At 36.0% G+C, this 21,170-nt stretch carries 19 protein-coding genes and 1 pseudogene; 8 read left to right on the top strand and 12 right to left on the bottom strand.

Features of this window, described 5'->3' with window-relative positions; genetic code table 11:
• The 6 genes from DRF65_RS00985 to DRF65_RS00960 all read right to left on the bottom strand — a co-directional run bounded on the left by DRF65_RS00985 (position 1) and on the right by DRF65_RS00960 (position 5,173).
• Complete coding sequence (locus DRF65_RS00985) at positions 1-597, bottom strand: tetratricopeptide repeat protein (RefSeq protein WP_115968117.1); 597 nt, start codon at positions 595-597, stop codon at positions 1-3.
• 299 nt (positions 598-896) lie between these two features.
• Complete coding sequence (locus DRF65_RS00980) at positions 897-2,132, bottom strand: MFS transporter (RefSeq protein ID WP_115968115.1); 1,236 nt, start codon at positions 2,130-2,132, stop codon at positions 897-899.
• A 92-nt stretch (positions 2,133-2,224) separates the two neighbouring features.
• Positions 2,225-2,587 (bottom strand): hypothetical protein, encoded by a 363-nt coding sequence (locus DRF65_RS00975; RefSeq protein WP_115968113.1) that lies wholly within the window; start codon positions 2,585-2,587, stop codon positions 2,225-2,227.
• Between the two features lie 69 nt (positions 2,588-2,656).
• Positions 2,657-4,156 (bottom strand): GH3 auxin-responsive promoter family protein, encoded by a 1,500-nt coding sequence (locus DRF65_RS00970; protein ID WP_115968112.1) that lies wholly within the window; start codon positions 4,154-4,156, stop codon positions 2,657-2,659.
• Positions 4,157-4,294: 138 nt separating this feature from the next.
• Positions 4,295-4,597 (bottom strand): hypothetical protein, encoded by a 303-nt coding sequence (locus DRF65_RS00965; protein WP_115968110.1) that lies wholly within the window; start codon positions 4,595-4,597, stop codon positions 4,295-4,297.
• Positions 4,598-4,777: 180 nt separating this feature from the next.
• Positions 4,778-5,173, bottom strand: coding sequence for a hypothetical protein (locus DRF65_RS00960; RefSeq protein ID WP_115968109.1), 396 nt, complete (start codon positions 5,171-5,173; stop codon positions 4,778-4,780).
• 251 nt (positions 5,174-5,424) lie between these two features.
• On the opposite strand from DRF65_RS00960, the gene mfd reads away from it, so the two are divergent.
• The 6 genes from mfd (at position 5,425) to pth (ending at position 13,549) form a co-directional block, all read left to right on the top strand.
• Entirely contained in the window at positions 5,425-8,793 is a 3,369-nt protein-coding gene (mfd, locus tag DRF65_RS00955) for a transcription-repair coupling factor (RefSeq protein ID WP_115968107.1), read from the top strand.
• Between the two features lie 374 nt (positions 8,794-9,167).
• The gene (locus tag DRF65_RS00950; RefSeq protein ID WP_115968105.1) at positions 9,168-9,989 is read left to right on the top strand and encodes a hypothetical protein; all 822 of its coding nucleotides are present in this window, start codon (positions 9,168-9,170) and stop codon (positions 9,987-9,989) included.
• An 8-nt stretch (positions 9,990-9,997) separates the two neighbouring features.
• A complete protein-coding gene (locus DRF65_RS00945) occupies positions 9,998-10,816 on the top strand; it encodes a hypothetical protein (protein WP_115968104.1) in 819 nt (272 codons plus the stop codon).
• Between the two features lie 9 nt (positions 10,817-10,825).
• A complete protein-coding gene (locus tag DRF65_RS00940; RefSeq protein ID WP_115968102.1) occupies positions 10,826-11,566 on the top strand; it encodes a hypothetical protein in 741 nt (246 codons plus the stop codon).
• A 365-nt stretch (positions 11,567-11,931) separates the two neighbouring features.
• Positions 11,932-12,900 (top strand): hypothetical protein, encoded by a 969-nt coding sequence (locus tag DRF65_RS00935; RefSeq protein ID WP_228438432.1) that lies wholly within the window; start codon positions 11,932-11,934, stop codon positions 12,898-12,900.
• A gap of 85 nt (positions 12,901-12,985) precedes the next feature.
• Complete coding sequence (gene pth, locus DRF65_RS00930) at positions 12,986-13,549, top strand: aminoacyl-tRNA hydrolase (RefSeq protein WP_115968101.1); 564 nt, start codon at positions 12,986-12,988, stop codon at positions 13,547-13,549.
• 170 nt (positions 13,550-13,719) lie between these two features.
• Here pth and DRF65_RS00925 read toward each other — a convergent pair.
• From DRF65_RS00925 to DRF65_RS00910, 4 genes and pseudogenes are all read right to left on the bottom strand, one after another.
• A pseudogene (locus DRF65_RS00925) lies at positions 13,720-14,361 on the bottom strand (carbonic anhydrase family protein); the annotation flags it as partial.
• 41 nt (positions 14,362-14,402) lie between these two features.
• The gene (locus DRF65_RS00920) at positions 14,403-15,995 is read right to left on the bottom strand and encodes a SulP family inorganic anion transporter (protein ID WP_115968098.1); all 1,593 of its coding nucleotides are present in this window, start codon (positions 15,993-15,995) and stop codon (positions 14,403-14,405) included.
• A 146-nt stretch (positions 15,996-16,141) separates the two neighbouring features.
• Positions 16,142-16,441 carry a hypothetical protein gene (locus DRF65_RS00915; protein ID WP_115968096.1) on the bottom strand — a complete coding sequence of 100 codons (300 nt, stop codon included), beginning with the start codon at positions 16,439-16,441 and terminating at the stop codon, positions 16,142-16,144.
• 22 nt (positions 16,442-16,463) lie between these two features.
• Positions 16,464-17,132: a carbonic anhydrase gene (locus DRF65_RS00910; protein ID WP_115968095.1), complete on the bottom strand. Its 669-nt coding sequence runs from the start codon at positions 17,130-17,132 to the stop codon at positions 16,464-16,466.
• A gap of 389 nt (positions 17,133-17,521) precedes the next feature.
• On the opposite strand from DRF65_RS00910, the gene DRF65_RS00905 reads away from it, so the two are divergent.
• Positions 17,522-18,637, top strand: a complete 1,116-nt coding sequence (locus DRF65_RS00905; RefSeq protein WP_115968093.1) for a helix-turn-helix domain-containing protein — start codon at positions 17,522-17,524, stop codon at positions 18,635-18,637.
• A gap of 114 nt (positions 18,638-18,751) precedes the next feature.
• Complete coding sequence (locus DRF65_RS00900) at positions 18,752-19,360, top strand: DUF2306 domain-containing protein (RefSeq protein WP_115968092.1); 609 nt, start codon at positions 18,752-18,754, stop codon at positions 19,358-19,360.
• Here the strand turns inward: DRF65_RS00900 and DRF65_RS00895 are convergent.
• Complete coding sequence (locus DRF65_RS00895; protein WP_115968090.1) at positions 19,357-19,914, bottom strand: serine O-acetyltransferase; 558 nt, start codon at positions 19,912-19,914, stop codon at positions 19,357-19,359. The two genes, DRF65_RS00900 and DRF65_RS00895, sit on opposite strands and share 4 nt — an antisense overlap.
• A gap of 11 nt (positions 19,915-19,925) precedes the next feature.
• A complete protein-coding gene (locus DRF65_RS00890; RefSeq protein ID WP_115968089.1) occupies positions 19,926-21,071 on the bottom strand; it encodes a glycosyltransferase in 1,146 nt (381 codons plus the stop codon).
• Positions 21,072-21,170 lie beyond the last annotated feature (99 nt).

The raw sequence follows: 21,170 nt of genomic DNA, 5'->3' as shown, positions 1-21,170 counted from the left end.
TTATTTGTTTCTTGGGATAAGTTGCTTACCCCATCCTGGTACAGAGTCCAAGGTTGTAAATCCTGTGGCAGCCTTTTGGTATTGAGTCTCAGCCTCAGTAGTGTTACCTGATTTTTCAGCTGATTTTGCTTTTAGGATTGCCAGTCTTGGATTGTTCGGATCAGTACTTTCTGCTTTTGAAATATATGCTGAAACCAATTGTGCAGCTTTTGCCGGATCATTGTAGATATCCATCTGTATGCTTTGTAATGTAATAAGGCCCAGGAGAATATTGTTTTCCGGATTGTCTGGCTGGGAAAGGGATACTCCAAGAGCGAATTTTTCGGCTGTAGTAATGGCTTGTGATGCTGAAGCAGGAGATTTTTTTGATAAAAGTTCTCCCTTAAGATACATAGCCGCAGCAGCATAGTAAAAAGCCTGCCATTTTTCAGAAGTGTTAGTCTCTGTGAATTTCTTAAACAATTTGTCGTAGTCACCTTCAGTGTTGATGGTGTTGAGTTGTGAAGCGCTTTGTTGTAGTACTTTGTCAGTGAAAGCCTGAGCGCTTACACATAAACTGGTCACGAAAAAGCTTAAAATAAATAAAAGTTTATTCATAAAGAGGATATTTGTGACAAATATATGAAATTATTAATGTTTAATAAGGAATTTTGATATATATTTATGAATGTGGTTTATTGTTTTGTGATGTGGTATTTTATGTGTTTGATTAAGTTGTATGAAAACTGTAATGTTTTCTTGGTTTCTGTTTTTAAATTACATTATGAATTGTGAGTTATTTTAAAATAAATTAGGCATAAAATAAAAATAAGGATAGAAAATTTTCTATCCTTATTTTGTGTATGTATTATTTAGGTTTGATTTAAGTGTTCTTAAATCAATTGATGATAAATTTGTTAATATTGCATTTTTCTAAGCTTTGAATTGGTGCTTCCTACAATTAGAGCAATCAGAACTGTCATGCATCCTCCAAATACCACCGAGCGTACCACTCCCAATGCTTTGGCCATTACACCGCTTTCAAACTGTCCCATTTCATTGCTGGACATAATGAATATTGAGTTCACACTTAAAACCCGTCCTCTTATATGGTCAGGGGTTTTTAACTGTACAATAGTTCCTCTGATGACCACGGAGATCCCATCAAGCATTCCGCTTAATATAAGAAACATAAAAGAAAGCCAGTAAAGTTTTGATAATCCGAAGCCAATGATGCAGATTCCAAAACCAGTAACTACTGCAAGTAATATTTTCCCCTGGTTTTTTCGTAAAGGAACAATAGATAAAAGAGTGATAATACACATAGAGCCAATATCAGAAGCTGCATTCAGTAAACCAAATCCTTCAGCTCCCGAATTCAGGATATCTGTTGCAAATACAGGGATCATTGCTACGGCTCCTCCAAAAAGTACAGCAAACATGTCAAGACACAAAGCACCCAGAATTTCCTTTGTTTTAAAAATATAGGAGATTCCCTCACGCATGCTTTCCACCACATCTACATTTTCTTTCTTATACTCAGAATATTGCTTATTCAGGTGCCAGAAAAAAAGCGAGGCAATAAATATCAGGGATAAAATAACCACCAAAGTCCACTGTACTCCGAAATATCCGATAAGGAGTCCTCCAATAGCATGCCCACATACAGAGGATATCAGAAAGGTTGCCTGGTTAAGAGTAACAGCATTAGGCAGATTTTCTTTCTTTACAATTTTAGGAATCATAGAAGGAATAATAGGGCCGATAAAGGCTCTTGCAATCCCTGTGAAAAATATAACTCCATAAATGTAGTAAGTGATCTGATGCCCTGTAAAATGCATTTGAACATTAAGAAAAGCTGGAATAAGAAGCAATGCAATCAGAAAGATATAAGCATAATTACAAATGAGCAGCAATCTTTTTTTCTCATTCATATCAATCACATGTCCTGCATATAAAGCACAGCTTACCGCAGGAATTACCTCCGAAAGGCCGATAAGTCCTATTGAAAAAGGGTCTTTGGTTAATTGATACACCCACCATCCCAATAAGGTGGCAAGCATTCTGAAAGCTAAAACAATAAAAAACCTCCCAGTAAGAAGATTTCTGAATTCAACATTTTGTAATGTCTTTAACGGGGTAAAGGAAATCATGAACAAAAATAGCCCTAAAAATTTATTTAGGGCTATCAGTATGTTGTTTTTTAAAAGATATAATAAATATATATCAAAAGATAAAATCTATTTTAGTCTGCTCTTGAAGAGCTGAGTACAATCGCTGCAACACCTGCAGCTCCGATAATGGTGGCTCCAGTTGCAATTCTTGCTTTTCTGCTGTCTTTCACTGCAGCAACATTCGATTTAGGAATAATTACTTCTGTACTGTCTTTTTTTCCGGCCGTACCTACAAGATTATCTCCTACAACGTTTCTGAATAATATTTTCTGCTTCGGAGACCCGTCTCTCATGGTAACTTTGTAAATTTTACCGGCTTCCAGATTGGAATAGTTGTTTTTTGAAATATCTTCGCTGTATTTTGTAGTAGCGCAAGACGTAATGACAAATAAAGACGTTAATAAAGATGATTTCAACAGTACAGATGCTTTCATTATTTTCGTTTAGTTTTTCAAATTTATAATTTTTTTCGAATATACGTTTTTGGAATTGAAAAAATATCTTTAAAGTTTGTAAATTTCTAACAGATCTGCGATTTTTCTGTCATTGGCTAATCTTGGTGTTTTATTCTGGCCACCCAGTTTTCCCTGAGATTTCGCATATTCATGAAACGCATTTTTCTTGAGTCTTGTAATCTGAAGCTTTTGTAAAATATTTCCGGAAATAAGATCCTCATAATAGGTATTCCTCTTTCTAAGCTGCTGATCCAATTCATTTCTGAATGTTTCCCAGTTTTCAGGATCCTTTTCAAATTCAATCAGCCATTCATGATAAGGAAGACCTTCACCTGGATTAACTTGTGGTGCAAGATGGAATTCGGTGATCTGTGCCGGATGCTTTTCAAGAGTAGCTTTCATGGCTTCCTCTACTTCAAACGCAATCACATGTTCTCCGAATGCGGAAGTAAAATGTTTAGTTCTTCCGCTTACCAGTACCCTGTATGGATTTTTATCAATAAACCTGACCACATCGCCGATAGAGTAAGCCCATAATCCTGAATTGGTTGTAAGGATCAGTGCGTAGTCTTTATTAAGCTCAATTTCTTTTAATGTTAATCTTCTGGCGTTTGGCTTCCCATATTCTTCCAAAGGAATAAACTCATAAAAAATACCATGATTCGTTAAAAGTAAAAGCCCCTCTTTGGTATAATCGTCCTGAAAAGCAAAGAACCCCTCAGATGCGGGGAATGTTTGGATAATATCTACTTTTCCACCCAATAAATCCTCCATTTTATCACGATAAGGCTCATAATTTACGCCGCCTGTAACGATAAGTTGAAGATTAGGAAATAATTGTTTTATCTTTTTTCCGTGCTTTTCAGTCAGCTTTTCAAAATACATGATAAGCCAGGGCGGTATGCCTGAAATCAGGGTCATGTTTTGGTTTTCCGTTTCTTCAACAACCTTATCTACTTTAGCCTCCCAGTCTTCCATAATATTGGTTTCCCAACTTGGCAATCTGTTTTTTTGAAGGTAGCTTGGGATATGGTGGGCAACAATGCCGGATAATCTGCCGGTTTTAATTCCGAAAACATCTTCCAGTTCCGGACTTCCCTGCAGAAAGATCATTTTTCCGTTAACGAAATCTGCATTGTTTTTCTTGCTTATATAATGAAATAAAGCACTTTGAGCTCCTGCAATCTGATAAGGCATTCCTTCCTTAGAGATAGGGATGTATTTTGAGCCGGAAGTTGTTCCGGAAGTTTTGGCAAAGTATTCAGGAGTATCTGTCCAGAGAATATTGGACTGTCCTTTTTTTACTCTTTCGATGTATGGTTTTAAATCTTCATAATCAGCAATGGGAACTCTATTCTGAAAATCCTTTACAGAACGGATGTTTTCAAAATCATGTTCCCGCCCGAAAAGTGTTTTTTGGGCAGTACTGACAAGAGTGATCAATACATCCTCTTGGTTTTTCTCTGCATTTTTTTTGAATTCCTCTGCCTTTTGAACATGTTTTTTTGCCCAAATCAGCGCTGCGTTTTTCTTGAAGAAGTTTAACATGGTTCAAATTTATAAATAAGTAGAGAATTGTGGAATTATTTTTAGAACGTAAGGCATAAAAAAAACCGATGAAACGAATCCATCGGCCTTTCTCGAAATTTGATTATGAAAATAACAACTATATGTTGATGTTATGCTTTATTTATTTGTTTTATACCTTTTGTCCGGAGTACCATCTTTTTTCAGATGCTTGTTTTCTTTATATCTCTTATCCGGAGTACCGTCTTTTTTCATTTTAGCAGCAGGGGCAGGTTGAGATGGTTTTGCCTCTGCCGGTTTAGCTGTTTTAGCAACCATTGGTTTTGCCGCTTTTACTTCTGCTGGTTTAGCAGCTGCCGCTTTTACAGGGGCAGGGGTTGTATGAGTAGCGGGAGCAGTCTGCTGAGCAGTAGCAAGGCCCAGTCCTAAAACTAATGACATTGCTGATAATAATTTTTTCATAAGAATACTGTTTATTTTTTGTTGAATAAAGATATACAAAAAGCAGGCTAGAAATTTTGGTTTTTTAAACTTAACTAAAGTTTATTACAGCTTAAAAAAAAATTAAAGCAGCTTGCTGAATAATAAAAAAAAGCCTGTTTCCGATTAAGAGAACAGGCTTTTACATGAACAACAGATGGGTTAACGTGTACAGTTAGCTGTCCAGGTTTTACCATCCTGAATGTATAAAATTTTCAATGTATTATTGTCAATTCTGATATAAGAAGTGGCAGTAGATCCCACCATCACTAAGGTATTATCTCCCTGTTTGCTGAATTCTATTCCATTCAGACTAGGAATACCGTTTGAGAAGGTAAAGTTGTACTTGGTGCCACTGGCAATTTTCGTTACAAATACACTTCCGGCATCCGTGTTGGTATTGGTAGAGCCTCCATCATTATAAGATACACTTCCTTTGTAGGTTCCTGCAAAAAAGTCGTTGTCTGCCGGATCATCATCCTTGCTGCACGACGAAAAAGATAATGCTGTAAAAATCAACAGCATCAATACTCCTAGAATTTTCATTGCTTTTTTCATAATACTACTTTTAATGTTTGGTTTATTTAAAAAGCCAAACACTATGCCATGGGAAAAAATGCAATCTTTTTTAACAGGTTATTAAATGAATTAGTAAAAAATTAAGATTTAAATAGGCTAAGTCTTTCATTTTAAATCTAAAAGTCTGGCTGATTTCTATTCAAAGAAAAAAATATCCTTACCTTTGTATACCATTAAACGGTTTCGGAAAACTCCCGAAATCGCTTTTGTCGTTTATACCATTACTATTTATGCAGTTAAAATCCATCAACGAAAAATTCCTTCCGGACCTGATGCAAAAAGAGTTCGGAAAAGAAATTTTTACTCAGTTAGAAAATAGTCAGCATATTGCCGTGAAAGGAAGTGCAGGATCCTCAGTTTCTGTATTTGTGGCTGAACTTTTTTTGGTTCAGAAAAAAAATATTCTTTATCTGGTAGATGATAAGGAAGATGCATTGTATGCCAACACCGAAATGGAAGATCTGATTGGAAAAGAAAAAGTATTGTATTTTCCAGCTACCCATCTTGAACCGTATCAGGTAGAAAAGACGCAGAATGCCAATCTGGTATTGAGAACTGAGGTTCTGAACAAAATCAATTCAGGGAGGTCTCCAAAAGTAATCGTTGCGTATTCTGGAGCACTGTCTGAAAAGGTATTAAAGAAAGAAGATTTCAAAGCTATTTCCCATCATATAAAAGTAGGTGATCAGCTGGATTTTGATTTTGTGGATGAGCTGCTTAATCATTATCATTTCCAGCAATCAGATTTCGTTTCAGAACCAGGTGAGTTTTCTGTAAGGGGAGGAATTGTAGATGTATTTTCTTATTCTTATGAAAAGCCATACAGGATCACTTTCTTCGGTAATGAAGTGGAAAGTATAAAAACCTTTGATATAGAAACTCAGCTTTCGGTAGATAAAGTAAAGGATTTTCAGTTGGTATCCAATATGAATTTTTCTGTGACAGCAAGTCGGGTGTCATTGCTGCAGCTATTGCCTAAGGAAAGCTACGTCATTTCCAAAAACGGAATGGTAGGAATGGAGAAGATTAAAACATTCTATGAAAGGTCCCTTGAAAAATATGAAACGTTAAATAAAGATATTGCTCACAGAACACCGCAGGAGCTTTTTATTTCCGATCAGGAGTTTTTATTTGATTATAAGAAATTTAAAACCGTTGATTTTGCAAATGTAGCCATTCAGGGATTGAAAGAAATTGCTGAAATTAAAATGGAGCAGCTTCCACAACCTTCCTTCCATAAAAACTTTGAACTCCTGATTGAGGACATGGAAGAAAAACAAAAAGACGGGTTTGATACCTGGATTTCCTTTTCAACAGAAAAGCAGAAGGAAAGACTGGAGTCTATTTTTGAAGAACTTGAGCATGAGCTTCCTTTTAAAAGTTTTAAATCTGAACTGCATGAAGGATTTGTAGATAATGGGCATAAACTGTTGGTATATACAGATCACCAGATCTTTGACCGTTATCAGAGATATAAAGCCAAAAACACCTTTGCAAAATCAGAACAGCTTACTCTGAAAGATCTGATGTCCCTGAAAATAGGTGATTATATTGCCCATATCGACCATGGAATCGGAAAGTTTATGGGATTGGTGAAAGTGAATAATGACGGAAAAATTCAGGAATGTTTTAAGCTGACCTACAAAAACGGTGATTTATTATATGTAAGCATTCATTCATTACACAAGATTTCAAAATATAACGGACCGGATGGAAGAGAGATTGTTTTGAGTAAACTGGGCTCTCCGACCTGGAAATCCCTGAAGCAAAAGACAAAAGCCAAAGTTAAACAGATTGCTTTTGATCTTATTCAGTTATATGCTCAAAGAAAAACAGCCAAAGGTTTTGCTTATACGCCGGATTCTTACCTGCAGAATGAGCTGGAAGCAAGCTTTATTTATGAAGATACTCCAGATCAGGAAAAGGCAACTGTAGATGTGAAAAAAGATATGGAAGCGGATACGGTGATGGACCGATTGGTTTGTGGTGATGTTGGTTTCGGTAAAACTGAGGTTGCAATCCGGGCTGCATTCAAGGCTGCAACAGACGGTAAACAGGTCGCGGTACTTGTTCCTACTACTATTCTGGCATTTCAGCATTTCAGGAGTTTTAAAGAAAGACTTAAAGATTTTCCGGTCAATGTTGGCTATGTTAATCGATTCAGAACTGCCAAGCAGAAATCTGAAACGCTGGATGACCTGAAAAACGGGAAAGTAGATATTATTATCGGAACTCATCAGTTAGTAAGCAGTTCCGTTAAATTTAAGGACCTTGGATTATTGATTATTGATGAGGAGCACAAGTTCGGAGTTTCAGTAAAAGATAAATTGAAGACTCTGAAAAATAATGTGGACACGCTTACGTTAACTGCTACTCCAATTCCAAGGACATTGCAGTTCTCTTTAATGGCAGCAAGAGATTTGTCCGTAATCAAAACTCCACCACCCAACAGACAGCCGGTAGATACTCAGCTGGTGGGATTCAATGAAGAGATACTTCGTGATGCCATTTCTTATGAAATTCAGCGAGACGGACAGGTGTATTTTATTAATAACAGAATTGAAAACCTGAAAGATATTGCCGGGCTTATACAGCGTCTGGTTCCGGATGCAAGGGTAATCACCGGACATGGGCAGATGGATGGTAAACAGCTGGAAAAAAATGTACTTGATTTTATGGAAGGAAAGTATGACGTTCTTGTTTCAACCACCATTGTAGAAAGTGGGGTAGATGTTCCGAATGCAAATACAATCTTTATTAATGATGCGCAAAAATTCGGGATGGCAGATCTTCACCAGATGAGAGGAAGGGTAGGACGAAGCAACAGGAAGGCTTTCTGTTTCCTGATCACTCCACCTTATGATATGATTACTTCTGATGCCAGAAAACGTCTGGAGGCTATTGAACAGTTCTCTGATCTTGGAAGTGGTTTCCAGATAGCGATGAAAGACCTTGAAATCCGTGGTGCTGGAGATTTATTAGGTGCAGAGCAGAGTGGCTTCATCAATGAGATGGGGTTTGAAACCTATCAGAAGCTTATGCAGGAAGCCCTTGAAGAATTAAAAGATGATGCTGATTTTGAGAATTTATTCGAAAATGAAGAAGACAGGCAAAAGCTCTTCAAATCTGTGAAAGATGTTAATATAGATACAGATCTGGAACTGATGTTGCCTGACTTCTATATCTCCAATACAGAAGAGAGACTGTTGTTGTATCAGAAAATAGCAGAGATCAATAATGAAAAAGATCTTCATCAGTTTGAACTTGAGCTGATTGACAGATTCGGGGCGTTGCCGAAAGAAGCAGTGAATTTACTGAAAAGCGTCTCCCTGAAGTGGCTGGCTGCAGATATTGGTTTTGAAAAGATTGTGATGAAGAATGGTGTGTTTTTAGGATATTTCCCGGGTAATCCTCAGGACAAATTCTATCAGACCGACCGATTCAGACATATCATTAATTATTTGACAAGAAACCCTGCGGAAGCTCAGCTTAAAGAGAAATCCGGTAAAGAAGGAAATCAGCTGATGATGAGAAAAGAACGGGTGAAAAATGTAGATGAGGTAAATATTTTACTAAAAGCAATTATTGAACATAATTAAAATATAGTTTTTAAAAATTAATAAATTTCCTTCAAAAGTTATTAAACCATATAAAAATTCGTTTTTTTTATATGGTTTTTTTGTGATTGTTATCATGTTTTTTCTTCGAAATATTCATAGTTAGGAGAATTAGGCCCTTTTTGATGGGGTTAAAGTCACTTTTTAATGAGAAAAGACTGTTGAATAAAGCCCGTTGCAGAAGTAGTTTGAAGTGTTGTGTAATTTTATTTTAGTTTTTCTGATGGCGTAATGTAGAAATAATTCTACTTTTTCATATAAATAATTCTATGCTGTAATGTGTTTATTTCTATAGGTTTAAGGGTTGTAACTGGAATTTTTTCGATTCGTAATCAGTACCTTTGCAGTCCTTAATTATGAAAAAAATTATATTTACTTGCGTAGTTGGACTCATTTCCTCCTATGCTCACGCACAGGTGGGAATCGGAACCTCGAAGCCAAAATCAACGCTTGATGTAAACGGCAAAACCACCTTAAGAAAAGAACTCAGAGTAGGCGGAACTTCAACGAGTGCAGGAAATGCCGGATTGAATGGGCAGGTATTGGTTTCTCAGGGCGAAGGTAATGCTCCAATTTGGAAATCACTGAATGTTCCTTTTATGGAAGAGGGACAGTACAAATTGATCAATTCATATTTATCATCGGATCAGGTAGGTATTACAGCACTTTCTAACGGTATTCAGGGGGATGGTGTCTCCAGAAATAGTGTTGGGGATGATATCAATGATACTTCTAAAGGTAAATGGGTGAAAATTGATGGTCTTAAAAATATTTTTACCATTAAAAATGGAAAAAACAGGCTTACTTATCAGTTTCAGACCGGAGTTGAAATGAAGGCACCGGTATCTACGACTTCTAATAATGTAAGATTTGCTTGCGCTGTTTTCAGAAATGATAAACTGGTTGCCGTACGTCCTGACAGGGTAGCTTCTAACAATAATACGGCAAAAGCTGGTATTCAGGATTATATTTTCACACTTAATTATACAGAACTCAATGTTCCTGTTGGAGTACAAAAACTTGAAATTGCATGTAGAAAAATCAACACTTCAAATGTAAATTCTCAGTTTGCCATAGGCCGTGATGTTCAGAGTTCCAATGGAGCGTCTAATGCGTTTACACTGGAGTCTAATATGAAGATAGATGTTATTGAATATGTAACTTATAAATCCAACTAATTTAAGTGATGAAAAATATATTTTCGACTATACTTCTTGCCTCAGGACTGATGCTCTCAGCCCAGGTGGGTATTAATACTGATTCTCCAAAAGCACAACTAGATGTAAACGGAGATTTGAATCTGAGAGATAAAATTGCCGTACTTGATGCGACAGATAACACGCTTTCTATTGGAAATAATGACCAGTTGCTGGTTTCCCAAGGTGAGGGATATGCACCTATCTGGAAAACTCTTCGTATTCCAGAATATGAACCGAATAAGTTTTATCTGATCTTTAATAATTCCTTTTCGGATAAATTAGGAGTTGATTTCTCATATTCAGATGAACCTAATATGAGCGCTTCTAAAGGCGCAACTTTTACTAAAGGAACAAGTTTGGGTAGCCTTATCGGATTCAAAGAAATCACTGGTTTGTCACAGAATATCAGTGTGTTCAGTACTGAGAGTAAAGCGTATTTTCAGTTTGAAACTGTAGTACAGGCAAATTTTGGAAGCAATGGAACTACAGATACATCAATAGACTATGCTTGCGGTATTTTTGTGGATGATAAGCTGATCAATTTGAGACAGAATAACTTAAAGGCTAATAGTGCCCAATATCCTTTCATGACACACAATCAAATTGGACTAATCGGAAATCTTTCTAAAGGAAACCATAAGGTAAGCGTTGCCTGTTCAAGGGTTGGATCGTACGGGGATGCTCCCAACAGGAGATTGTCTGTAGGAAAAAATACAAATACCAATATTAACAACTTTATCGCTCAATCATCTTTGAAAGTAGAGGTATATGAAGTTCCACAAGCATTTAACACGATAATAAATTAAAAACCAATTATGAAAAAAATATTTTTTGTTCAATTTTTATTGATTATCGGGTTAGTGAGCGCTCAAGTCGGTATTAATACTGCAAATCCAGTTAATAAGTTAGATGTAAATGGAGATATTAATGTTAGAAAAGAGGTAAGAACTGCTGGTACTGATTTATTTAAAGGGTCAGCCGGTAATGCCGGAGACATTTTTCATAACAACTCGGAAATGACTGCAAATGACTGGAAAAGTATTAAAATAGCTGATGGACAGGGGAGTATGTCGTTGTTTTCGATCAATACTGTTGCAGATCAAACGGGAATCTCATTTAATACTAATGGTAACCCTGTACCTTACAGTGAAAATGATGACCTAACGACTAATTGGCTTGTGATACCCCAGGCTGTGGATACTTTTTCTGTGACAAATATGTCAAATAAGGTAACGTTCTCATTTCAAACCACTGCCCAAAAAATGTATGCCGGTACAGCATCAGCAAGTTTTGCATGTGGAGTGTTTGTTGATAATAAACTTAAAGCAGTGAGAACTGATGTATTACAGGGAGACAGTGGGGCTTATAAAATATTTAATCTTAATGCAACGCTTGAGAACCTTAAGCCAAAAAATAAATATTCTGTTAAAGTAGCTTGCATCAACAGAACATTAAATAATACCACACTGGGAATTGGAAGAGCTGTAGATGGATCAACTCTTAGTAATGATATGGCACAGTCAGTTTTAACTATATCTGTATTACAACCTTATTAATTTTTGTATTCATATAATAATTAAGAATCTAAAAGCGTTATGTTTTTAGATTTTTTTTATTTATTGGCTGTAATGTTTGTGGATTTGTTGGTTAAAGTGGTCTGTGTTGTGTAAAATTGAATTATATTTGAACAAATTAAAATATATGGTAAAAAACTATTTTCTTAAAATGTTCGCTGGTATTATTCCTTTCGGGTTGCTGGCTTCATGTCATACGTTTCCGGAACAGCAAAATTCATTTCAGATCGTATGACGGATCTCAGAATCTGATGTTTACCTATATGAATTAATAGGTAGATAATCTTTGTTAATCTTATCAGAATATTAATAATCATATAATTTTTATGCAAAAAAAAATTATATTTGTGAAAAAAATAATCAATTACCAGGAAATGAAACAAATTTTCTATTTTATCTTATTAATTGCAGGTTTTTCGTCAATACATTCGTGCAAAAATTTATTGGATGAAGACGGGAATCCTCTTTTGGATCTGAATCAGACAGGTGGCCTGAGTGGTCCACGAGCTTTATATAGAGAAATTACAGCTAAAGATACTCTTGCAGAATATCAGTACAGCGGGCTGCAGGTGACCAGAGTGCTCACTGACAGTGCTTCTATTACAGATATTATGTACAGTGGTGACAGAATCAGCCAGATTACCTTCAGAGGTTTTCTTGATCTTGACGGAAACGGAAAACTGGATAAAGACAGTGTTTCCTACAGCCAATTATTCAATTATGGAAACAATAGCAGATTGCAGTCGATTTCTGAAACCCGCTATGTTTTCAGAAGACCACTACCAGTTCCTCCTTCCACTAAGCCAGGTCCTCAGACCTTATTAGCTACAGAAAAATACATTTATGCTTTAAAATATAGTGCAGCTACCACCAAACTGGATAGTATCATTATGAGAAAAGGAGTAGATGTTCCGGGAGTTCAATTTGCGTTTACAGAGTATTCAAAAACAGCATATACTTATGCCGGAGACAATGTATCTAAAGTAATTAGACTTTATGGCCCGGCATCCGGTCCTACTGGAGAAATTTATGGAGCCCCTGTTGAAAAATACGGATACGAATATTATGTTTATGATGAGCAGATCAGCCCATTCACATTATTACCGTTTACTTATAAAATTTCCAGATTGTTATCTACGAAACGTAATGATAAAGAAAGTTTAATTCTTTCTCCTAACAATCCTAAGAGATGGTCTGTAACAGATCTTACGGCACATATTCCGATGCCGATTGTAATGAGTACAAACTATGCCTATGACATACAGACGTATATGACGAAAGGCTATGGAGTAAACTATATTTATAAACCACAATAGAATAGTTTTTTAACAATATTTAAACTCAATCTTCTTAAGGTTGAGTTTTTTATTTTTTATGTTTTAATTTTGCAAAAAATTTCTGATGAAATATTTAATTGTTGGGCTGGGAAACAAAGGCTCAGAATATGAAAATACTAGACATAATATAGGCTTTAAAGTTGCAGAAAAAATAGCAGAAAAACTGGAGGTGTCATTTAATACCGCTAATTTCGGCTGGATGGCAGAAGGTAAATATAAAGGACGAAAAGTCTTCGTCCTTAAACCGGATACATACATGAATCTCTCCGGTAATGCAGTGAGATACTGGATGCAGAAAGAAAATATTCCTCTGGAAAATGTACTGATCATAACGGATGATCTGGCACTTCCTTTCGGAACATTGAGATTGAAGGGGAAAGGTTCTGACGCGGGCCACAATGGGCTTAAGAACATCAATGAGGTATTGCAGACTCAAAACTATGCAAGACTTCGTTTTGGAATATCGGCCGATTTCTCTGCTGGACGTCAGGTAGATTATGTATTGGGTACATGGAATGAAGAAGAATCTGAAAAGCTTGCTGAAAGAATTGAAACTTTTTCAAAAGCCAGCCTTTCCTTTGTATTTGCAGGAATCAGCAATACAATGTCAGGGTTTAATGGGAAATAAAGAAATGATGTATATTTTTTGATCGGAATACTGCATCAGCTTTGATTATAAAATAAAGGCCATCGGATTCCCGATGGCCTTTTGCTGTGTTTTAAATTAATTTCCAATCAATTTATTTGAGCGATGCTCTATTTATATACTATTTTTTGTAACTAGCTGAAATGTTGGGATTATAACCAGCTTACGGCACCCGTTTCAACGTCGTAATTAGCTCCAATGATCTTAATTTTACCTTCTTCTTCAAGTCTTTTAAGAGTTGAGCTTTCTTTACGGATATCTTCTATTGCATTCTTTACGTTCTGATGGTTCAGTCTTTCTAAAAGGGAACTGTTTTTTGAAGAACGTTCTTCATTTTCTTCAATAATATCATTAATGATCGGGTTGAAGTGATTGATCAAGTGGTTTAGATTATCCATTCCCATTCCTTCAATCTGAGCTGCATCAAGGCCTCCTTTTAAAGCTCCGCATTTAGTGTGTCCTAGAACTACGATCAGCTTAGAGCCTGCAACGTTACAACCGAATTCCATAGAACCCAGAATATCCTGATTCACAAAATTACCGGCGATTCTGATACTGAAAACATCTCCCAATCCCTGGTCGAAGATCAGTTCTGCAGAAGTACGGCTGTCTATACAGCTTAATACTACTGCAAAAGGCCACTGTCCTTCACGGGTAGCATTTACCTGCTCAAGAAGGTCTCTGTTGGCTTTAAGGTTATTCACGAATCTTTGGTTTCCTTCCTTTAAAAATTCTAATGCTTTTTCAGGAGTAATAGTAGACTGAGTTTCGTATGTATGTGCTTTCATATAATTGTAATTGTTTGTTGAGTTAAAGTTTAAAAAATTAGTAGAGCTTACATTGCTCTTTTATGAGTAATTAAAATGTGAGAATCCTGGCTTCTTTCATAATCTCTGTATGAAGTTTTAAAGCCCAGCAACTCTACAGTGATGTCCTCTTCCTTTGCACGGATATTGGCAAAATCCTGAATCATTTCCAATACATCGGTAGCAATGTATGATGTTTCTCTGGCATCAATGATAACATTGGAATTAGCCTTAATGTTTTTCAGCGTTTTTTTAATAGCTGCCTTATTCAGGAAAGAAACTTCTTCAGCCAGTTTAATCTTGATTCCATCAGCATCATCCAGCTTTTCTCTGCTTAAATAATAAGCTCTTTTCATATTTCCCTGAAGAATATAGAAAACAGAGATGGCAAGGCCAATTCCCACTCCTTTTAACAGGTCTGTTGCTACAACTGCTACAACCGTTGCTACGAATGGTACAAACTGGAATTTTCCAAGATGCCAGAAATGTTTGAAGGTAGCAGGTTTTGCCAGTTTATATCCTACCAGGATCAACACGGCGGCAAGAGTTGCCAACGGGATCATATTCAGGATGAAAGGGATCGTTAATACACAAACCAATAAAAGAACACCGTGGATCATAGCTGATACTTTAGAAGTTGCTCCTGCATTGGCATTGGCAGAGCTTCTTACCACTACAGAAGTCATTGGTAGCCCTCCGATAAATGAACTTATAAGGTTTCCTATACCCTGTGCCTTAAGCTCAAGGTTGGTGTCTGTAATTCTTCTCTGTGTGTCTAGTCTGTCTGAAGCTTCAATACAAAGTAGAGTTTCAATAGAAGCTACAATGGCAATAGTTGCTCCTACGATCCATACCTTAGGATTGGTGAAACCTCCGAAATCAGGCATTGTAATCAGATTTTTAAAGTCATCCAGCGTTTGTGGAACAGGTAATGATACTAAATGTTCCGTACTGATAGCCAAAGCACTTCCTGATAATTTGAATAGTTCATTCAATAATATTCCGGCTAGTACGGCTACTAAAGCTCCGGGAAGCATTTTCATTCTTTTAAGACTTGGAATTTTATCCCAGAGGATAAGTATTCCTATAGATATTGCCGTTACAATCATAGCTCCCGGATGAATAGCTCCGAAAAGTTCTGTGAAATAGCCAAAGTTCAGTCCATTACTAAAAATAGACTGGTTCCCTTCATAATCTTTATCGAATCCCAAGGCATGGGGAATTTGTTTTAAAATAATAATGATACCGATCGCGGCAAGCATTCCTTCAATAACGTTATTGGGGAAATAATTGGAAATACTGCCTGCTCTTACAAAGCCTAAAACCAATTGGATGAGGCCGGCAATGATCCCTGCACATAAGAACAGTTCGAACGCTCCAAGATCAGTGATCGCAGTAAGTACAATAGCGGTAAGACCTGCAGCAGGCCCGGAAACCGATATGTTTGAATTACTAAGGAATCCTACGACAAGACCACCTACAATCCCGGAAATAACCCCGGATAATGGTGGCGCCCCAGATGCCAGAGCGATTCCTAAGCACAAAGGAAGTGCTACTAAGAATACAACGAGCCCGGAAGGGAAATTCTCCTTGATTCCTCCTAATAATGATGTTTTTTTCATGATATTTTTTGAAATATTATAACCGATTGATTTATTCCTAAATAATCAATTATAAAAGATTGGAAATTTAATTTTCAAAGCATACACAGCTTATTCAGTACCTGGAAGGCATGAATAACTATAAAATCTAACTACTACTTTAAAAATTAAGCTTCCGGAGGCGGAGAAAATATGGTAAGTAAAGGGGATAGATGAAAGGAATCATCTATCAACACAAAAGACATAGCCTGAGGATCTGGCTCGGAAAATTTCAGATAATCGAAAACATCCAAAGGCTTGGGTATAGTCTTTTCGTAAACAATAAATGAGGACGGGTGAGAATGCGGTTCTTCTTCATTTACTATTATATTCGTTCTCAGAATATCCCAGCCCGCAACCGCAGCTATGCTTGGAAGCGCTGTAAAATTCAGAAAAAACGTTAATACAATAATACTCCAGAATTTCATTTCACATTTCTTTTTAAAAAAACTACTTGGTTTTTTTGCTCATTACCCAATCGGAACCTGTAAGGTTATAGATCTTCTGAATGTCTTTTAAGATTTTCTCAAAATCAATTTCAAGATCAATGATCTTTCCTGTTCTAAGGTCAAATACCCAGCCATGTACAATAGGTTGTTCTTCTAAAATATACCTTTCCTGTACACAGGCCATTTTGATGACGTTAATACACTGCTCCTGAACGTTAAGTTCAACAAGTCTGTCATAACGTTTATCTTCATCTTTGATAGAATCCAGTTCAGCCTGGTGCAATCTGTAAACGTCACGGATGTTTCTCAGCCATGGATTCAGTAATCCTAAATCCTGGGGAGTCATCGCAGCTTTTACACCACCACAGTTGTAATGCCCACATACCACAATGTGTTTTACTTTAAGATGTTCTACAGCATATTGAATAACGGCTGTGGAGCTCATGTCTAAAGTATTTACGATATTGGCGATATTTCTGTGAACAAAAACTTCTCCTGGTTTTGCACCCATTAATTCTTCCGCTGTTGCTCTGCTGTCTGAACATCCGATATACAAATAGTCAGGATGCTGAGTTTTTGCCAGTTCATGGAAGAAATTTGGATCTTTCTCAATTTTAGATTCTACCCATTTTTTGTTGTTTTCAAAAATAACCTCGTACGATTGTGACATAATTTTAAATTTAAAAAGGTTTATAATTATTTATTTCGTTTAAATTATTTTCGAATTCAATAGACTGAATCAATAATTATGCAAAAATATACTTTTTGGAGAAAAACTATCCACTTTTAACAAAGTTTAATATTAAAATATGCTTAAAGTCATGTCTAATATTCCGGTATACTTTGTCTTAGAGTGCATCATGATTTCTCAATAATTCAAACGTTTAAAAACTAAGATAAAATTACAAAGTATAAACCAAAAAATGAGACCTGAAGATTAAAATATTTTTAAATTTTTATTCTGTATAGAAGAACAGATGATTAATCCGTTGAAGATAAATACTATTTGCTGTCAAAAAATGAATAAATTAAGGTCCTGATTTTAAATGGGTAGCCTTAATGGAAGATTTTGATCTGGGAATATTATATTGGGCAGGAATTTTTATTGCCTGTTTTTCATCTTTTCTCATATTAGGGAAGCGGGAAAAGAAAACAGATGATTTTCTTTTAGCAATATGGTTTTTGATTATAGGAGCTCATCTTGTTTTTTTTGTATTATTTCGTGCTGAGGGCTATTTGAAATTTCCTTATCTCATTGGATTTGAAATTCCGTTTCCTTTTATGCATGGTCCTATGTTGTATTTGTACATTTTGGGGATAACGGGCAGGAATTCTGGCAAAAAGATTTGGCTGCTGCATTGGTTGCCCATTTTGATGATTTATATTAGCTTACTTCAATTTCTGATGCTGTCTCCTCAGGCAAAGGTGGAGGTATATCAGAATAAGGGTAGGGGATATGAAGTATTAAGTAATATTATTAAGGTTTTAATGATTTTCTCCGGAGTTTTATATGTGGGACTAAGTCTCCTTGCGGTAAGGAAATACAAGAAAAAAATTGCCAATCAATTTTCCAATACGGAGAAAATTAACCTGAATTGGTCATATTATTTGATTACCGGAATTGCCCTGATATGGATTGCTGTTATTATAAGAAATAATATTCTTATTTTTTCTATGGTTGTTCTGTTTATTCTGGTAGCGGCTTATTTCGGGATCAGCCGTGTAGGTATTCTTAATTTACCTGTTTTAGATACTGTAGAGGATGAAAAATATTCTGATAATGAAGTGGTAAAGTATCAGAAAAATTCTCCGGGAGATGAGGTTATAAAAGCTATTTATAGTAAGCTTATATATAAAATGGAGCATGAAAAACTGTACATGAATCCGGATCTGAACCTAAATCATGTTGCAAAACTGCTCGATGTTCATCCCAACATATTATCTCAGGTTATTAATTCAATGGAAAACAAAAATTTTTACGATTATATTAACCGGCAACGGATTGAAGAATTTAAAAGAATTGCTGTACTTCCTGAAAATCAGAAATACACCATTTTATCTCTGGCATTTGAAAGTGGTTTTAATTCAAAGACTTCGTTTAACAGGAGTTTTAAAAAATATATGGACTGTTCACCAAGAGAATTTTTAAAGAACCTTAATTTTGATATAGAATAAGTTATTTTGTGTAAATATTTGGTAATTAGTGTCTGGGCATTTGTTCCACCTTTCATTTTGGCATAATTGAACAGTTTTTTCTCCTCATTTTTACAGAAAAATTAACCAACTGCTATGAAGCAATTCTTATTCGTTATCATCTGTATTTTTGCTTTGATAATAAGTTTGTATCCATTGATTTATGTTTTCGTTGAACATAAAAATACTTTTCTGGGATCTAAACCTTCGGAAGTTCTTCAAAACGAAATCTGGAAATCAGCATTTTTTGCCCATATTATTTTCGGGGGGATTTCCCTTTTTATCGGCTGGCGTCAGTTTGGTATTAAGTTTCGAAATAAGCATCTGAGGCTTCACCGGATAATTGGAAAAACCTATGTTGTTTCTGTTTTCATAAGTTCTGTCTCCGCTATTTATATGGGGATATATGCTAATGGAGGAATTATATCATCTGCCGGATTTATCTCTTTGGGATTGGTATGGCTCATTTCTACATTAGTTGCCCTTATTCAGATCAGAAAGGGAAATGTGATGAAGCATCAGCAGTTTATGATTTACAGCTATGCCTGTACCTTTGCTGCAGTGACATTAAGACTTTGGTATCCTTTGTTGAAAAATCTCACACAGGATCCTGATAACTCGTATCTTGCAGTAGCATGGTTATGTTGGCTTCCCAATGTATTGGTAGCCTATTTTATTAATAAAAAGAATCTTAATACTGACTAAAGAACCTTATTGTTGATGTAGCCTTGTGTTGCATTTTCTGCAGGATAAATCTTACCGGGATTTCCCATGACCATTGAATCCCCGGGAACATCAAAATTAACATAAGCGTTGGGAGCAATCAGTACATTACTTCCAATGTTTATATTTCCTACAATAACGGCATTAGGACCTATCCACACTTCATCTCCGATAATGGGATAGCCTTCATTTTTTCCTCTGTTCTGCTGTCCTATGGTTACCCCTTGGGCAATATTACAGTTTTTACCGATTTTAGCTTTAGGATTGATGACCAGTGCTCCCCAATGTCCCAGATATAAACCTTCGCCAATCTGGGTTTCCGGGTAGATCTGAAATCCGTATTTGATCTGATAATGTCTTAAAACCAATTTCCAGAATAGGCCGGAAATAGATTTTTGGTGATATTTCTGTGCTTTTCTGAGAATATAGAGATAATGGAGATTGGGATTAATACACTTTTTCCAAATCCCAAAAGTGGAAAGCCATTGCCCGCTTTCCCTGTAAAAATCTTTCTGTATTGCTGTATACTCTGGCATAACAAAATATTTTATACGTTATCAATGATCTCCTGTAGATGAGCTACCGATTTTTCAAGAACGAACGGAAGATCAGTATTGGCAATCTCCTTCTCATATTGTCCGGCAAGTTCATGGGTAGTTAAGATTTTTTTCATTCCTTCATAAATTCCCTCTTCTGAATTGGAAGTAATGAGACCAAGTTTTCCATCCTGAAGCAGGTCTTTTATCCCCGAAACATCGGTTGAAACTACCGGTTTATTCAGAATAAGAGCTTCTGCAATAATAGTAGGGAAGCCCTCATGTCGGGAAGACATTACATAAAAATCGGATTGTTTAAGATAAGGATAAGGATTACTTCTGAAACCAAGCATTTTTACCGTTTCCTGAAGTCCAAGTTGGTTGAGTTTAGCCTGAATATTTTCAAAATCAAAACCGTCTCCTATAATGATGATCTGATGTTTAAAACCTTCATCCATTAATTTCTTATGAACATCAAGAAGCCTGTCATAGCCTTTTTGGGGATATACGGTTCCTATGGTTACAAAGGTTGGAAGATCTTTGGAGAATGGGAAATCATTGATGGGAACATCAGCCTTCTGTAGTGTATCCTGTCTGTCAATGGGATTGAAGATTTTAACAACAGCCTGTTTTTCCTTTTCATTATGTGCTGATTTCTGCATTTCTTCCTTCAGTTTATTGGAAATCACTAATATTCTGTCAAATCTGAAAAGCTGCCTGATGACATCCGGAGTATATTCTTTCAGATTAAATATATCATTCTGAATCCAGATGATCTTTTTGGAATCCTTTTGCGGGCTGGATAAAAGTTCTTGGTACATCCCATGGATGGCTGCAATTTCTACATCGTATTTTTTGTTTTTTAAGACGAACTTATACAGTAAGGAAGGAAACAGCAGGAACATTTTCTGATAAAGTACCCTGAATGCCTTTACCGGAATTTCATGAGGCCTGTTGGTGGTAATCATTTCTCCTTTCAGAAGATAGTGCAGTTTTACCCATGACGGAACTTCCTTAATGTACATTCCTGTATAGAGATTGATTAATAAGTCAACTTCATATTTGTCTTCGGGAAGGTTTTTAAGAAAATTCACTAAAACTTTTTCTGCACCACCATGGCGGAGGGATCCGATACGTATAAGAATCTTTTTTTTCATTCAGAGGTCTTTATATTCTGTGAAAAATATTTGCAGATTTATCCTTATTAAGGAAAAACCAGTTTTTAAATAAATATTTTTCTGTTATGCACACCGGTA

Source organism: Chryseobacterium pennae, assembly GCF_003385515.1.
Classification (GTDB): Bacteria; Bacteroidota; Bacteroidia; order Flavobacteriales; family Weeksellaceae; genus Chryseobacterium; species Chryseobacterium pennae.
Note: the sequence above shows the minus strand (reverse complement) of the source record. Positions and strands in the feature narration are given on the sequence as shown.

Coding starts and splice junctions, on each gene's coding strand:
- DRF65_RS00920 (WP_115968098.1), bottom strand. CDS start 15,995: ATGAAAAAAACATCATTATTAGGAGGAATCAAGGAGAATTTCCCTTCC.
- DRF65_RS00910 (WP_115968095.1), bottom strand. CDS start 17,132: ATGTCACAATCGTACGAGGTTATTTTTGAAAACAACAAAAAATGGGTA.
- DRF65_RS00895 (WP_115968090.1), bottom strand. CDS start 19,914: ATGCCAGAGTATACAGCAATACAGAAAGATTTTTACAGGGAAAGCGGG.
- DRF65_RS00900 (WP_115968092.1), top strand. CDS start 18,752: ATGAAGCAATTCTTATTCGTTATCATCTGTATTTTTGCTTTGATAATA.
- DRF65_RS00950 (WP_115968105.1), top strand. CDS start 9,168: ATGAAAAAAATTATATTTACTTGCGTAGTTGGACTCATTTCCTCCTAT.
- DRF65_RS00965 (WP_115968110.1), bottom strand. CDS start 4,597: ATGAAAAAATTATTATCAGCAATGTCATTAGTTTTAGGACTGGGCCTT.
- DRF65_RS00970 (WP_115968112.1), bottom strand. CDS start 4,156: ATGTTAAACTTCTTCAAGAAAAACGCAGCGCTGATTTGGGCAAAAAAA.
- DRF65_RS00945 (WP_115968104.1), top strand. CDS start 9,998: ATGAAAAATATATTTTCGACTATACTTCTTGCCTCAGGACTGATGCTC.
- DRF65_RS00975 (WP_115968113.1), bottom strand. CDS start 2,587: ATGAAAGCATCTGTACTGTTGAAATCATCTTTATTAACGTCTTTATTT.
- DRF65_RS00985 (WP_115968117.1), bottom strand. CDS start 597: ATGAATAAACTTTTATTTATTTTAAGCTTTTTCGTGACCAGTTTATGT.
- DRF65_RS00960 (WP_115968109.1), bottom strand. CDS start 5,173: ATGAAAAAAGCAATGAAAATTCTAGGAGTATTGATGCTGTTGATTTTT.
- DRF65_RS00980 (WP_115968115.1), bottom strand. CDS start 2,132: ATGATTTCCTTTACCCCGTTAAAGACATTACAAAATGTTGAATTCAGA.
- DRF65_RS00940 (WP_115968102.1), top strand. CDS start 10,826: ATGAAAAAAATATTTTTTGTTCAATTTTTATTGATTATCGGGTTAGTG.
- DRF65_RS00915 (WP_115968096.1), bottom strand. CDS start 16,441: ATGAAATTCTGGAGTATTATTGTATTAACGTTTTTTCTGAATTTTACA.
- DRF65_RS00905 (WP_115968093.1), top strand. CDS start 17,522: ATGGAAGATTTTGATCTGGGAATATTATATTGGGCAGGAATTTTTATT.
- pth (WP_115968101.1), top strand. CDS start 12,986: ATGAAATATTTAATTGTTGGGCTGGGAAACAAAGGCTCAGAATATGAA.
- DRF65_RS00890 (WP_115968089.1), bottom strand. CDS start 21,071: ATGAAAAAAAAGATTCTTATACGTATCGGATCCCTCCGCCATGGTGGT.
- mfd (WP_115968107.1), top strand. CDS start 5,425: ATGCAGTTAAAATCCATCAACGAAAAATTCCTTCCGGACCTGATGCAA.